Source organism: Shouchella clausii (genome assembly GCF_002250115.1).
Lineage (GTDB): Bacteria > Bacillota > Bacilli > Bacillales > Bacillaceae_D > Shouchella > Shouchella clausii.
On sequence record NZ_CP019985.1, the window covers coordinates 3,253,953 to 3,267,103 of the forward strand.

Here is a 13,151-nt window from a genome sequence, read left to right on the forward strand (position 1 = left end):
CTTATCGTAAAGAGATGTTGCCCGCAATTCAAGCAAAATGCTTGCAAGGGGTCGTTTCCGTAAGGTTAACTAGAATATATAGAAGCTATTTTTGCTAAAGGGCGAGGCTAGTGGAGCGACCTGCTGCGGTTAGAATCGTGCTTTTTGGCGAATAGGAGGAGGAGCGTTTTGCAGAAGGAATTACATAAGCAGTTTTCAAAGCTGACGGCTGAACCACTTGTTCAAGAAGGGTTGGCTTTTTTAAAAAACGATGACAGGCAAACGTTGCATGAACAAATTGCGATCGCTGAAATTCCTGCTCCGCCGTTTCAAGAGGAAAAGCGGGCCAAGTATGTGCAAGAACAGTTTAAGAAGCTTGGTTTAACAAAGGTAAAGCAAGATGAAGAAGGCAATGTCTATGGGCTTAGGCCTGGAAAAAAAGACGTGCCGGCGATAGTGGTGTCTGCCCATTTAGACTCGGTCTTTTCAGAAGAGACGGATGTCACCGTAAAGGAAAGGGACGGTGTCTATTATGGGCCAGGCATAACCGATGATGCCCGGGGCTTGGCGGCATTGCTGTCCGTTATTCGTGCTTTCCAACATACAGGTATTCACACGGAGGCGCCGATTGTTTTTCTAGCTACAGTTGGCGAAGAAGGGCCTGGCGATTTGCGTGGTGTAAAAGCATTTATTGATGGAAATGCTAATATAGCCAGTTTTATTTCGATTGATTCGGTTTCTCCTGAAGAAATCATTTACCAAGGCACTGGCAGTTTCCGCTATGAAGTAACGTTTTCTGGGACGGGGGGCCATAGCTTCCAGCATTTTGGCACGCCGAGCGCTGTTCACGCAGCTGGCCGGGCGATTGCAGCGATTGCTTCGTTGGATGTGCAGGAAACGCCAAAAACAACGTTTAATGTTGGTGTGGTGGAAGGGGGAACGATTCCAACAGCTATTGCTGAAACGTGTACGATTAAATTGGATCTCCGTTCCAATGGCCGCGCTGAATTGGACAGCATTGCTGAAAAAGCACTCTTGTTATGCGAAACGGCCTGTTCGCAAGAAGGAGAAGGCGATCAAAAAATTCGTTTATCTACGAAAAAAGTCGGCGATCGTCCTGTTGGCGTTCAATCAGCTGACTCTGAAATTGTGGAAATGGCTGTTTTGGCAACAGAAGCTCTCGGTCTGACTCCAGGGTTAGCACCGCCAAGTAGCACAGATGCCAATTATCCTATTAGCAAAGGTATCCCTGCCCTTACCCTTGGAGGTGGCGGAGAGGGCGGCGGTTATCACTCGCTTAATGAATGGTACAAACCGGTAAACAGTTATTTAGGGCCGCAACGCGTATGGCTTGTTGTGTTAGGGCTTGCTCAAGCAACGGAAAGTTAAAAGGGATGTTCGCTTAGTTTTGTAAGCTGTTCGGAAAGGGTATAGATAAACAGAAAACGAAAGGGGGTTATGGCAAATGAAAGTACTTATAATCGGTGCAAATGGACAAATTGGCAAACAGCTTGTCGAAAAGATTGAACAATCGCCTCATGAAGCACGGGCGATGGTACGTTCAAAAGAACAGTTGGAATCGTTTCAACAGGCAGGAGTAGACGCTGTGCTGGCGAATCTTGAAGGGCCAATTAACGAGTTGGCCGAAGCGGCAAAAGGCTGTGATGCAATTGTTTTTACTGCAGGTTCTGGCGGGCACACAGGCGCAGATAAAACGATGATGATTGATTTGGATGGCGCGATTAAATCAATGGAAGCTGCAAAGCAAGCAGGCGTAAGCCGTTTTGTGATTGTCAGCGCGATTGGCGTTCACCGCCGTGAGAAATGGATGGCCTCTGCCCCTTATTATAGCGCTGCTAAGTATTATGCGGATGAATGGCTAAGAGCCAGTGGGCTTGATTATACGATTATTCGTCCAGGCGGTTTAACGAATGAAAGGGGAAAGCAGAAAATCAAAGTCGCGGCAGAATTACAGCGTGGTGACATTCCTCGTGAAGACGTCGCGAATGCAATCCTTGCCGTGTTAGATATGGATAATACGATCGGCAAGTCGTTCGATTTGGTTAGCGGGGAAGAAGACATTGAAGCTGCTCTTTCTTCTCTATAAAACGAAAAAGAGGCTCCAGCGAGCATTGCGCTGGAGCCTCTTGTCTTATCCATTCTCTCATTTTGCTGATGTTTCCTCTTGGGCATTTAAGCGGAACAAACCTGCTTCTATTGCCGAACGGACGGCAATGTAAACAAAAGGCCCTAAAATCAATCCCATGACACCGAAGAATACAAAACCAAAGTACATTGACAGCACGGTTGGCAATGCATTTAAACCAATTGAGTCACCTAAAACTTTTGGTTCGATGATCCGGCGCAAAATCAACAGCACGAGGGCGAGCACCATCAATTGAATGCCCATTGCCGTATTCCCAAGTATGATAGCGACCAAGCCCCATGGTACTAGAATAAGGGCAGGCCCGACATACAATGGAATAATGTCGACTACCCAAATCAAAATCGACATAATCAAGGCAGAGCTGGGAGCAATAAATAATAAGCTGATATAACAGGCTAGGAAGACGCCGATGCTTAAAATAAATTGCGCTTTCCAATAGCCTAAAAACACTTTGCCCATTCGTCGAAAAACGAATTGTAGTTTTTGTGACGTTTCGTCTTTAAATAAATTGAACGTGTTGCTGAGCAAACGCGGCAAATCAAGGCTAAATAAGAAAAGGGTGATGATGTATACAAGAGTAACAAACAGCAAGTTAGGGATCGATTGGAGCCACGCTGCAATCGTTGTAATGACTGTGGCTGTAAACCCCAGCACGGCATCAACAGCTGTCTCAGAAAGGCGTTGCAGTTCTGCGACAATGGCCGCTCCTTGAGGAATACGGTCCAACGTATCCGTGAAGTCACTAATTAGCTTGTCAGCGAACTGCTGGATTTCAAATGCATATTGGGGCAGCTGTAATGTCCAACCATAAATAGATTCAATTAAATAGCGAACCGTTATGTATAAAAGAGCACCACTGACAAACAAAAAGCCCAAAAACACAATCGTCACCGGCAAGAGCCGTTTTTCTTGTTTCATTTTCCTCTGTACAAACTTGACAAATGGCTCAAACACCATCGCTGTCAGCAGCGCCAGCAAAATCGGCATAAACGCTGAAAGATTAAAGTAGACAAATAATCCAGCGGCTGCAATGATTACAATCAAAAAGATTTTCTTCATGAGTGAACGGTTCAACTATTGAAAACCTCCTACGCATACAAAACAAATGGAAAGTGTTCCTAGATATGAGAACATCCTTTTTAAAAAAGAATGATGCCGGACAAAGGTGCCCCTTTCCATTATAGCTTAAACCGTCCAATCTAAAAACGAAAAGCACTGGAATCACGCAGAAAATTTTTTTGGCTGTTTCGTTAGCACAAAAGCCCTTTTGAAAGGGCTCAGACTGTAGACAAATGCTCCCATATTTCGTTGTTTGGCAAGCGTTTTCTATCAGTCTGAGGCATTTTTATGATTTGCGTTTGCGTGAAACGGTAAAAATGACGAGCGCTACAATAAAAAGGCCAGCAATAATGATAGAAAGCCAAAGCACAGACGTGCCAGCTGTGTTCGTTTCTTCTTCTTCTGGTCCACTTGCTTCGTGGTCACGATCTTGCTTCACTTCGTTTTCGTTTGCGGCATTTTCTTCCGCTGTACTTTCATCTTCAGGAGTTGTTTCTTCCTCTGCATTTACTTGAAACGAAAAAGATCCATCCAAAGAATGGCCGTCGTCGCCAATGTTTTGCCACTCGACTGTGTATGCCCCATTGCTTAGAGGTTCCTGTAATATCGCTGTCATCGATGTGTTGTCTACATCAATCGACTCGATCGCTGCCTCTTCATCTGTGTCGGTGTTTGTGATCGTCATATCCGCTGTGCCAATCCCGCCATCGAAAGTAACGTGGATTTCCGTAACAGGTTCATTGACTTCTTCGTTTTCACCAGGCGTTGATGATTGAAAATGGGAGTGCGCCCCGGCTGTGAGTGGAAAAGCAAACAATGGCAACAACAGAAAAATTGCAAGACTTAACCGTTTAAAAAACATGTAAGAATATCCTCCATTCATCTTTAAGTGCGATGCTAGTATAACAAGAAATTGTGAGCACTTAATGAAATTAGCCGTTGTTTATAAATTGTTCACAATGTGAATGGGAACAACATCTTGTATACAAACGAGGCTAGTCATGCTGCTTGATAAATAGTATAGACAAATTTTCACCCGTTCATAAGGGACTGTGCTTCTGTCAGCCGCCAATCTCCTGTTCACATAAACGGTTGTTTTTACGCGCAAGCTAATTCCATCTGGATCGGAAAGGGGACATGTCTGTGAAACGGCATTGGGTGGTTGCAGCGGTTGTGTCTTTCTATTTGACTGTCAAGTGGGCAAGCCGAAAGGAGGCAATCCAACGACAGGCGGTGCCTCGCAACGAAGAATTTTCAAATGAGTTTTACCCGCTGGACAGCGATGGGCTAGTGACTAGCTCGCACATTGGGAAGTTGCTACGGCAACTCTTGCAATAGCCTCGTCCACTAGATCATGTTAAAATGAAGCCGTACATTTTGTTAAGAGAGGTTTTTGCCATGAACACCATCTGGAAGAACATAACCGACTATTTGATTGAGTTTCCGTGGATGAACCTGCTCACAGCAATCGGGATATTTCTTATTTTTCTCGTGTTTCGCAAACTATTCACGAAGTATTTGTTTAAAGTCATTTTAGCGACTGCTAAAAAAACCAATGTGCCTCTTTTAACGCAGCTGCTCCTTTCGTTTGAGCGGCCGTTGCGTGTTTTTTTTATCGTGATCGGCACCTACGTTGCTTTAAAATCATGGGGCATTGATATGAAAGAACAGCTTTTATTGAACCGAATTTATGGCAGTGTGTTGATTGTGCTTGGCGGCTGGGGGCTCTATAATTATGTTTCCACTCATGGGACGTTTATGGCGTTTGCCAAACAAAAATTGCATTTAAGAGACGACCATATGCTCATTCCTTTTATTTCAAACATTCTTCGTTTCGTAGTGATTGCTTTGACAATCGTTGCTTGCTTGTCAGCGATGGGCGTGAACGTAAACGGATTTATCGCTGGCCTAGGTCTTGGTGGATTAGCATTTGCGTTAGCTGCCCAAGAAACGGTTGCCAATTTGTTCGGCGGTGTTGTTATTATTATGGAAAAACCTTTTAAAAAAGGGGATTGGATTTCTACGCCATCTGTTGAGGGTGTTGTAGAAGACATCACGTTTCGCAGCACGAAAATCCGCACATTTGCGGATGCGGTTGTGATTGTCCCAAACAAAACGTTGTCTAACGAAGCAATTACGAACTGGTCGGAAATGAATATGCGGCGTGTAAACTATTCGATAGGCGTCGGACAAGAAGCAACAAGATTCGAGTTGCAAAGAGCAGTTGAGCAGATTCGCGAACTGATTCTTAACCATCCTGGCGTTGTCCAAGATACAGTCATGGTTTATTTTGATGAATTTGGTGAATCAAGCTATAACATTTTTGTGTATTACTTTACGAAAACGGTCGCTTGGTCTGAATGGCATGAGATTAAACAGGAAATTAACTACGATATTCTCGATATTTTAAGGGACGAAGGAATATCCGTCTTAAAGCCAATTGTTGTGTTGGACCAACAAGACGATGAACAGTTCCAAAAAGCTGGCGAATCATCTTAGCCGAACGGATAGAGAACGCTTGGAGCCAAGGGGAACAATAAAGGATGCGAGCGTTCGTCTACAGCTGAAACCTTGCCTAACAGCAAGGTTTTTAGCTAGATTCCTTTGCCAAAGGGCGTTTTAGCGTTTTCTCTTTCTTTCGTGACGAGAGTTCGTTATAATGAAAAGGCAATCATTCGTGACGTAATCTGAAAAAGAGGAGGGGCCTGGCTGCGATGCCAGGTGTATCTTTGTATGAAGTATGTCAACATTGAAGATGTTTTGCCTGGCGCATCCCTTGGGAAAGAGATATTTTCCATGGACGGCCAGGTTCTGTTAAGTAAAGGGGCTTCTTTAACAGCTAACCATATTGCAAGATTGCGAAAATTTGGTGTCCATTTAGTGCCCCTTGATCTTCCAGAGGAAAGTGATCCTGAGGAGGAAGAAGCGTCTCCTAAAACGCAAATCGATTCTATTTTTGAAGATTCCCTGCGTTTTATTGGCAATGGGGAAGAGGAGTGGAAAGAGCGTGTGTTAGCGGTGATGGAAAAAGTAGTGGAAACCGCCAAGGCACAGGAATTTCTTCAGTTTATTCGGAACGGAAGCGATTCCCTTTATGCCCACTCGCTTATGGTTGGCCTTATTTCGACTACAATCGGCGCCCGGCACGGGTATTCAGATAAAAAGCTCGAGCAACTGGCGATTTCTGCCCTGCTTCATGATATCGGAAAAGTGCTGCCTGCATCCTATGACGAGCCTGGCGTTTTGCATGGGTCAGACCATACGTGGAGAGGATACAACTTTTTGAAAACGGTAGCTGAGTTCGGGAAAGTTGTCGCCCATGTGGCCTTATGCCACCATGAGGACTTTTCGCAAACAGGCCATCCCCGCAAAGTGGCTGCTTCGGCTGTCCATGAATTTGCGCAAATTGTGGCGATTGCCAACGCATTTGACCATTTGACGCACCGTCGTGACGGAGAAGCATTGATGGAGCCTGGAGAAGCATGCGAATTTATGTTGGCTTTTACGAATAAACGTTTTAGCCATGTGTTTATGAATGACTTTTTGCGGAGTGTGGCCCTTTATCCGACTGGAAGCCAAGTCGTGTTGTCCAACGGCTTGCACGGCATTATTGTAAGCCAAAATAGCGGTTTGCCACAACGCCCTGTTATTCATATTTTGCATACGAATAACGGTGGACAGCAAATCACTGTGCAAACGATTGATTTGGCACAAGAGAATACGGTGTTTATTGAGGAAATTATTTCTTAAACGAAACGTGTTCGTTCGAGTGTGTTGCTAACAACGTTGGCAACACACTCAGACTGAGCGCTTATGGCGAGGGGAGATGCGAAGAAACGTGTATACGGGCAATACGTTTTCTTGCGTGTGGAACAACTGTTCTAAAGCATAAGAGCGAGGCAAATGGCGATCTATGCCCGTGTTTGCCTACAGTCTGAAACGGACGTTTTCGTTCGTTTTTTGTTTTTAAGGAAGGTGTTTTAATGGGGATTTTTTTGCAAGTTGTATTGCCCGTATGTTCTATTTTTGCGGCTGGTTTTTTGTTGCAGCGGGCATTTATGCTCGACATACGTTCAGTGTCAACTGTAGCGATTTATATTATGACGCCGTGCCTTGTTTTTCGTACTTTTTACACTGGCGATCTTGACGCCCAATATGCCTATATGGCCTTGTTTGCCCTTCTCCTGCTAGCGTCGTTAATTGTTATTACAAAAGGGTATGCAAAACTGCGCAAACTAAGTCTCAGCGAAGAAAGCGGGATGATCTTAGCAACTTCCTTTATGAATGTGGGAAATTACGGAACGCCGATTATTTTATTTGCTTATGGCGAGGGTGCCTTTGACCTCGCTGTTTCGTTTATGGTGTTGCAATCGATTATCATGAATATTTTCGGCGTTTATTACGCAGCCAGAGGCAAAGCCGCTATGAAAGGGGCCGTATTAGCGGTTTTGAAAATGCCAGCAACGTACGCAACGGTCCTAGCGCTCGGATTAAATGTAGGTGGCGTCGCACTCCCGCCAAACCTTTTTCAACCTATTGATATCGTCGCGGAGGCGGCCATTCCGACGGTAATGTTAATTTTAGGGATGCAACTAGCAATGATCCCACTGCGTGGATTTGCGTGGGAAAAGCTGACCGTTGCGACGATCATACGGATGGCGATTTCCCCTATTGTTGCGTTTGTGATCGTATCCTTTTTGCCTATTAGCGATATCCTTAGCAAAGTGTTGATTATATCGGCGGCAATGCCAAGCGCGGCCACAATCGTGATGTATGCGGTCCAGTTTGATTCAGAACCAAAGCTTGTTTCCTCGATTACGCTCGTCACCACACTTGTCAGCTTGTTTTCACTGACGTTCTTTCTAGCGATTTTAAGCTAGTCCATTGCAATTTTAAGCGTGACACTTTATCATAATGACAGAACAAAGGAGGCTACATACATGAAAATGATGGATGCAAACGAAATTATTGAGTTTATTTCTAAATCTGAAAAGAAAACTCCTGTAAAAGTTTACATAAAGGGTCAACTTGACAACCTTTCCTTTGGCGAAGGCGTGCAGTCATTTGTGAATGGCAACACGGGCGTGGTCTTTGGCGAATGGAGCAAGATTGAAGCTGTCCTTAACGAAAATGCTGCGTTGATTGAAGATACTGTTGTCGAAAATGACCGCCGCTATTCGGCGATTCCGCTCCTCGATTTAAAAGGGGTAGAAGCACGAATTGAACCAGGCGCCATTATCCGCGACCAAGTGGAAATTGGAAAAGGTGCCGTTATTATGATGGGGGCAAGCATTAATATTGGCGCTGTCATTGGCGAAGGCACAATGATTGACATGAATGCTGTCCTTGGCGGCCGCGCGACTGTCGGGAAAAATTGTCATGTAGGCGCTGGTGCCGTGTTGGCCGGTGTCATCGAGCCACCATCTGCTTCTCCTGTCATCATTGAAGACGGCGTTGTCATCGGCGCAAATGCCGTCATTTTAGAAGGCGTCCGTGTAGGCGCCGGCGCTGTGGTAGCAGCTGGTGCGATTGTAACAGAAGACGTTCCTGCCAACACAGTCGTTGCTGGGACGCCAGCACGCGTGATTAAAGAAATTGATGAGAAAACAAAAGGCAAAACGGAAATAAAGCTGGAGCTTCGCCGTTTAAATGAAGACCAATAACGTATCGTGTGCAGCTTTGCCCTTTAGGCAAAGCTGTTTTCATAAAAAAGGAGTGGATTGGTAGTGGACTGGATTGCGCGGGATAAAGCGGCGATTATGGGAACGTATGGGCGGTTGCCCCTTGTTATAGACCGGGGAGAAGGCAATTATTTAATCGATGAGAACGGCAAATCCTATTTAGATTTAATTACAGGTCTTGCTGTCAATGTAATTGGCCACTCTCACCCTGAAGTAGTAAAAGCCCTTCAAGAACAAGGCCAAAAATTTCTGCATATTTCCAACTTGTATGTAAACAAACCGGCGGTTGAGCTTGCCGAACAACTAAGTGAGGCTACGCTTGGCGGCAAAGTGTTTTTTGCGAATTCCGGCGCTGAAGCGACAGAGGCAGCTGTTAAGTTGATCCATAAATGGAGCATCGCACAACAAAAGACAGCGAAACGAGGCATTGTCGTTTTAAAAAATAGTTTTCACGGCCGAACGTTAGGCGCGTTAAAACTAACACGGCAAAAAGGCGTCTACCAAGACTTTCCGAAACATGATTTGCCTGTCTATGAAGTGGAGAGGGAAAATGTCGATGAGTTGCAAGCAGTCATCAAAAAGAACAAGCCTGCTGCGCTGCTTATGGAACCGGTGCTTGGCTCAGGGGGAGTCATCCCATTATCCCATTCATTTTTGCAAGAAGCACAGGCTTTATGTAAACAGGAGAATGTGTTATTTTGCATGGACGAAATCCAAACAGGCATGGGGCGTACAGGCAAGTTGTTTGCCTACATGCACGCCGACTTAAGCCCTGACGTCGTCCTTTTTGCAAAAGGAGTAGGCGGAGGGCTGCCGCTTGGTGGCATCATTGTCAAGCAGGATTGGAGCGGGTTGTTTGCCCCTGGTGACCATGGGACGACGTTTGCTCCTTCGCCATTAAGCTGTGCACTCGGCCTTGCCGTGCTCCGTGTTCTCCAGCAACAAGGCATCCTCGCCGACAGCCAACAAACAGCAGCCTACTTGCATGATACATTAACAAAGTTGCAACAGGAATTTCCAAGCATTTTAGAAGCGTTACGCGGCAAAGGGATGATGATTGGCTTGCCGACAAAATTAACGGCGGAAAACACGAAAAAACTTCAACAAATGATGATGGAACAAGGCGTGCTCATTGACGTCACCCAACAAACGATCGTTCGTTTGCTTCCGCCGCTTACGCTTACTAAAGCCGAAGTCGACACGTTTGCTGGCCACTTTCGCAACGCATTGGTGCAAATTGACGGAGTGGTGGCAACATGAAGATGACCGATCTCATTCACATACGCCGTGCTTTTCATCAAATTCCTGAACTCGGCTTTAAAGAATTTAAAACACAGCAACTCCTTTTAGACACCATTTCGAACATGGAACAAACACGACTGCAAATCAAAACGTGGAAAACAGCCGTGTTCGTCCGGGTCGAAGGCAGAAAAGATTATACGATTGCCTATAGAGCCGATATGGACGGGCTTCCTATTACAGAGGAAACAGGCTATTCATTTGCCTCTAAGCATGAAGGAGCGATGCATGCCTGTGGGCATGACTTCCATATGACGATTGCCCTTGGCTTGCTAGACCATTTTGCCAGCCACGAACCAGAATGCCATTTGCTGTTTATTTTTCAACCGGCAGAAGAAGGGCCAGGAGGAGCAAAACCGATTATAGAGGCAAATGTACTAGGTGCTTGGCAGCCTGATGAAATTTATGCCCTCCATATTGACCCGAACCTTGCTGTCGGGTCAATCGCCACAAAACCGGGGCTATTGTTTGCGAATACATCTGAGCTTTTTATTGATTTTCAGGGCAAAGGCGGGCATGCCGCTTATCCTCATACAGCGAATGATATGGTGGTTGCTTGTGCCCATTTTGTTACACAAGCGCAAACGGTAGTCGCGCGCAACATTGATCCTCTTGATTCAGCAGTCGTAACACTCGGCGTAATAGCAGGCGGCACGAAACAGAATGTCATTGCTGCAACGGCCCGGTTAGAAGGGACGATCCGGACGCTGTCGATGGCATCAATGGAAGCGGTCAAAACCAGGCTTGAAGCGATTGCTGCTGGTATAGAGGCAAGTTTTGCGTGCAAGATTGCGATTGATTACGGCGCCAATTACTGCGAAGTCTACAATGATCCGGAATTGGCAGAAGCGTTTGCCGCTTTTTCGAAAACAAGAAAAGGCATTACGTTTGTAGAGGCAGAAGAAGCAATGACAGGGGAGGATTTTGGCTACTTTTTAAAACGATACCCTGGCGTCATGTTTTGGCTTGGCGTTGATAGCCAGTACGGCTTGCATGATAGCCGCCTGCAACCAAGAGAGGAAGCAATTGGTATTGCCATCGAGCATATGGTCGCCTTTTTAAGCGCAAAAAAGCCCCGCTAAAGCATGGTATAAAACCTTCGTTTGCAGCGCATACTAATGTGGAAATGAACGAGGGGGTGCCATATGGCTAAAATAGGGGTACAATCGAATTTGTCAGATGTACAGCAAGAGCTTCAGTCCAAAGGCTATGAAGTTGTACAAATTGAAAATGAACAAGATGGGCAAGACTGTGAATGCTGCATTGTTTCTGGAAGAAATGCCGATGTTGCCGGCATCAGTGTTCCTGGACAAATGAGCATTATCCACGCAGAAGGCTTAAGTGCAGAAGAAATCGGCCAACGTGTCGACGAAATTGTGACTCAACATTAAAAAAAATACCAGCTTTTTGCTGGTATTTTTTTAGTTGTTTTCCGATTGTGAAAGGGCATCGTATCGTTGCCGGATCGCTTGGCGGATTTCACGTTCCACTGCCCATTGCTCCATATTTTCCGTTTTGGCAATCACACGGATTGTCGTCGTCGCTAAATCGTCGCTTTCGACGCCTAACACTTCAGGGCCAGATACAATAGCCGGATGGCTAAAGCCTTCTAGTGCCTCTTTTACCATTGCTAGCGATTCGTCTATTTTTTGCCCAGCTGGGATGGAAATGTCGACGAGGGCACGCATATTGCCGCGGGAATGGTTGTCGACATTGGCAATGTTGCGGTTTGGCACGTAATGGAGCGTACCGTCAAAACCGCGAATTAACGTCGTGCGGAAGCCGAGTTCCTCGACAATCCCTTCAACGCCGCCGGCACTCACATAATCGCCGACTTCAAGCTGACGTTCTAACAATAAGAAAAAGCCAGTCACCACATCGCTTACAAGTCCTTGTGCGCCGAAAGCAACGGCAAGCCCTACAACACCTGCACCAGCTAAAATCGGCCCTAAATTGAAACCGAGTATTTCTAAGACCGTCATTGCTACAATAAACAACAACACATAAGAAAATACATTTTGAGTCAGGCTTTTTAACGTATTCAGTCGAGCTTGTGAAGCGCGGATTGTCTGAGGACGGTTAAATGCCCGGGCAATCAGTTTGCGGCCTAAGGCGCGGACAATGAAAAAGATGACGACCACAAGCGCGATTTTCCAAACGATTTGCACTAGCGGATGGGAAAGCCATTCGTTAATGGTACTGTTCACTGATGACCCACTCCTTCCTCAATATCATTGCTTTGTTGAGAATAGCATAAATCGACAAATCTTTCAAAGACCGCTATGTAAGTAAGGCAGGAATGTGAAGATTTATGTTTCTAGATTAAATTCATTCTCAATTAACATTGACTCCAAAAAGCAAGCCCGTTATAATAATGATTGTATTGGATTTGCAAAGGAGGAGTTAGACTTATGACTGAAAAACGTATGGTTGGCAAACAAGCGCCACGTTTTGAAATGGACGCGGTGTTGCCAAACAAAGAATTTGGTAAAGTAAGCCTAGAAGAAAATATGAAAAATGACAAATGGACGGTGTTGTTCTTTTATCCAATGGATTTCACGTTCGTTTGTCCGACTGAAATTACAGCGTTGAGTGACCGCTACGACGAATTTGAAGACTTGGATGCGGAAGTAATCGGTGTTTCTACAGACACGATCCACACACACAAAGCATGGATTAATACGTCACGTGACGACAATGGACTAGGCGACTTGGCTTATCCACTTGCTGCTGACACAAACCATGCTATTTCTAGAGAATATGGTGTGTTAATTGAAGATGAAGGTGTGGCGCTACGCGGGTTGTTCATCATTAGCCCAGAAGGTGAATTGATGTATTCTGTAGTGAACCACAACAACATTGGCCGTGACGTTGATGAAACGTTGCGTGTGCTACAAGCGTTACAAACTGGCGGACTTTGCCCAGCAAACTGGAAGCCTGGACAAGCTACGCTTTAATGGAATAAT

14 protein-coding genes are annotated in these 13,151 nt (G+C 45.4%); 11 read left to right on the top strand and 3 right to left on the bottom strand.

The genetic code is table 11. From position 1 onward, the window contains the following. The first annotated feature begins 168 nt into the window (after positions 1 to 168). Together BC8716_RS15810 and BC8716_RS15815 are read left to right on the top strand one after the other, a co-directional pair. Positions 169 to 1,368 carry a M20/M25/M40 family metallo-hydrolase gene (locus tag BC8716_RS15810; RefSeq protein WP_094427219.1) on the top strand — a complete coding sequence of 400 codons (1,200 nt, stop codon included), beginning with the start codon at positions 169 to 171 and terminating at the stop codon, positions 1,366 to 1,368. 76 nt (positions 1,369 to 1,444) lie between these two features. Then, a complete protein-coding gene (locus tag BC8716_RS15815) occupies positions 1,445 to 2,086 on the top strand; it encodes an SDR family oxidoreductase (RefSeq protein WP_094427222.1) in 642 nt (213 codons plus the stop codon). Between the two features lie 57 nt (positions 2,087 to 2,143). Here BC8716_RS15815 and ytvI read toward each other — a convergent pair whose 3' ends face one another. Both ytvI and BC8716_RS15825 read right to left on the bottom strand, forming a co-directional pair. Continuing rightward, positions 2,144 to 3,220 carry a sporulation integral membrane protein YtvI gene (gene ytvI, locus BC8716_RS15820; protein ID WP_094427224.1) on the bottom strand — a complete coding sequence of 359 codons (1,077 nt, stop codon included), beginning with the start codon at positions 3,218 to 3,220 and terminating at the stop codon, positions 2,144 to 2,146. 271 nt (positions 3,221 to 3,491) lie between these two features. Beyond that, positions 3,492 to 4,067, bottom strand: a complete 576-nt coding sequence (locus BC8716_RS15825; protein ID WP_157730469.1) for a copper resistance CopC family protein — start codon at positions 4,065 to 4,067, stop codon at positions 3,492 to 3,494. A gap of 281 nt (positions 4,068 to 4,348) precedes the next feature. Between BC8716_RS15825 and BC8716_RS15830 the strand changes: the two genes are divergently transcribed. The 8 genes from BC8716_RS15830 (at position 4,349) to BC8716_RS15865 (ending at position 11,576) form a co-directional block, all read left to right on the top strand. Beyond that, positions 4,349 to 4,543 carry a hypothetical protein gene (locus BC8716_RS15830; protein ID WP_094427229.1) on the top strand — a complete coding sequence of 65 codons (195 nt, stop codon included), beginning with the start codon at positions 4,349 to 4,351 and terminating at the stop codon, positions 4,541 to 4,543. A gap of 60 nt (positions 4,544 to 4,603) precedes the next feature. After that, positions 4,604 to 5,704 (top strand): mechanosensitive ion channel family protein, encoded by a 1,101-nt coding sequence (locus tag BC8716_RS15835; RefSeq protein WP_094427232.1) that lies wholly within the window; start codon positions 4,604 to 4,606, stop codon positions 5,702 to 5,704. Between the two features lie 234 nt (positions 5,705 to 5,938). After that, positions 5,939 to 6,955: an HD-GYP domain-containing protein gene (locus BC8716_RS15840; protein ID WP_094427235.1), complete on the top strand. Its 1,017-nt coding sequence runs from the start codon at positions 5,939 to 5,941 to the stop codon at positions 6,953 to 6,955. Positions 6,956 to 7,188: 233 nt separating this feature from the next. Continuing rightward, the gene (locus tag BC8716_RS15845) at positions 7,189 to 8,085 is read left to right on the top strand and encodes an AEC family transporter (RefSeq protein WP_094427237.1); all 897 of its coding nucleotides are present in this window, start codon (positions 7,189 to 7,191) and stop codon (positions 8,083 to 8,085) included. Between the two features lie 60 nt (positions 8,086 to 8,145). Beyond that, complete coding sequence (gene dapD, locus BC8716_RS15850) at positions 8,146 to 8,868, top strand: 2,3,4,5-tetrahydropyridine-2,6-dicarboxylate N-acetyltransferase (protein ID WP_094427239.1); 723 nt, start codon at positions 8,146 to 8,148, stop codon at positions 8,866 to 8,868. A gap of 63 nt (positions 8,869 to 8,931) precedes the next feature. Beyond that, positions 8,932 to 10,146, top strand: coding sequence for an aspartate aminotransferase family protein (locus BC8716_RS15855; protein ID WP_094427241.1), 1,215 nt, complete (start codon positions 8,932 to 8,934; stop codon positions 10,144 to 10,146). Continuing rightward, positions 10,143 to 11,267 carry an N-acetyldiaminopimelate deacetylase gene (locus BC8716_RS15860; RefSeq protein ID WP_094427244.1) on the top strand — a complete coding sequence of 375 codons (1,125 nt, stop codon included), beginning with the start codon at positions 10,143 to 10,145 and terminating at the stop codon, positions 11,265 to 11,267. Before BC8716_RS15855 ends, BC8716_RS15860 begins: the two co-directional genes overlap by 4 nt. Positions 11,268 to 11,330: 63 nt before the next feature. Beyond that, a complete protein-coding gene (locus tag BC8716_RS15865) occupies positions 11,331 to 11,576 on the top strand; it encodes a YkuS family protein (RefSeq protein ID WP_011247273.1) in 246 nt (81 codons plus the stop codon). Between the two features lie 30 nt (positions 11,577 to 11,606). Here the strand turns inward: BC8716_RS15865 and BC8716_RS15870 are convergent, their stop codons facing one another. Then, positions 11,607 to 12,392, bottom strand: coding sequence for a mechanosensitive ion channel family protein (locus BC8716_RS15870; RefSeq protein ID WP_094427245.1), 786 nt, complete (start codon positions 12,390 to 12,392; stop codon positions 11,607 to 11,609). A 204-nt stretch (positions 12,393 to 12,596) separates the two neighbouring features. On the opposite strand from BC8716_RS15870, the gene BC8716_RS15875 reads away from it, so the two are divergent. Next, positions 12,597 to 13,142, top strand: a complete 546-nt coding sequence (locus tag BC8716_RS15875) for a peroxiredoxin (protein ID WP_011247271.1) — start codon at positions 12,597 to 12,599, stop codon at positions 13,140 to 13,142. Positions 13,143 to 13,151 lie beyond the last annotated feature (9 nt).

Coding starts and splice junctions, on each gene's coding strand:
- BC8716_RS15825 (WP_157730469.1), bottom strand. CDS start 4,067: ATGTTTTTTAAACGGTTAAGTCTTGCAATTTTTCTGTTGTTGCCATTG.
- BC8716_RS15860 (WP_094427244.1), top strand. CDS start 10,143: ATGAAGATGACCGATCTCATTCACATACGCCGTGCTTTTCATCAAATT.
- BC8716_RS15840 (WP_094427235.1), top strand. CDS start 5,939: ATGAAGTATGTCAACATTGAAGATGTTTTGCCTGGCGCATCCCTTGGG.
- BC8716_RS15835 (WP_094427232.1), top strand. CDS start 4,604: ATGAACACCATCTGGAAGAACATAACCGACTATTTGATTGAGTTTCCG.
- BC8716_RS15845 (WP_094427237.1), top strand. CDS start 7,189: ATGGGGATTTTTTTGCAAGTTGTATTGCCCGTATGTTCTATTTTTGCG.
- BC8716_RS15815 (WP_094427222.1), top strand. CDS start 1,445: ATGAAAGTACTTATAATCGGTGCAAATGGACAAATTGGCAAACAGCTT.
- dapD (WP_094427239.1), top strand. CDS start 8,146: ATGAAAATGATGGATGCAAACGAAATTATTGAGTTTATTTCTAAATCT.
- BC8716_RS15865 (WP_011247273.1), top strand. CDS start 11,331: ATGGCTAAAATAGGGGTACAATCGAATTTGTCAGATGTACAGCAAGAG.
- BC8716_RS15875 (WP_011247271.1), top strand. CDS start 12,597: ATGACTGAAAAACGTATGGTTGGCAAACAAGCGCCACGTTTTGAAATG.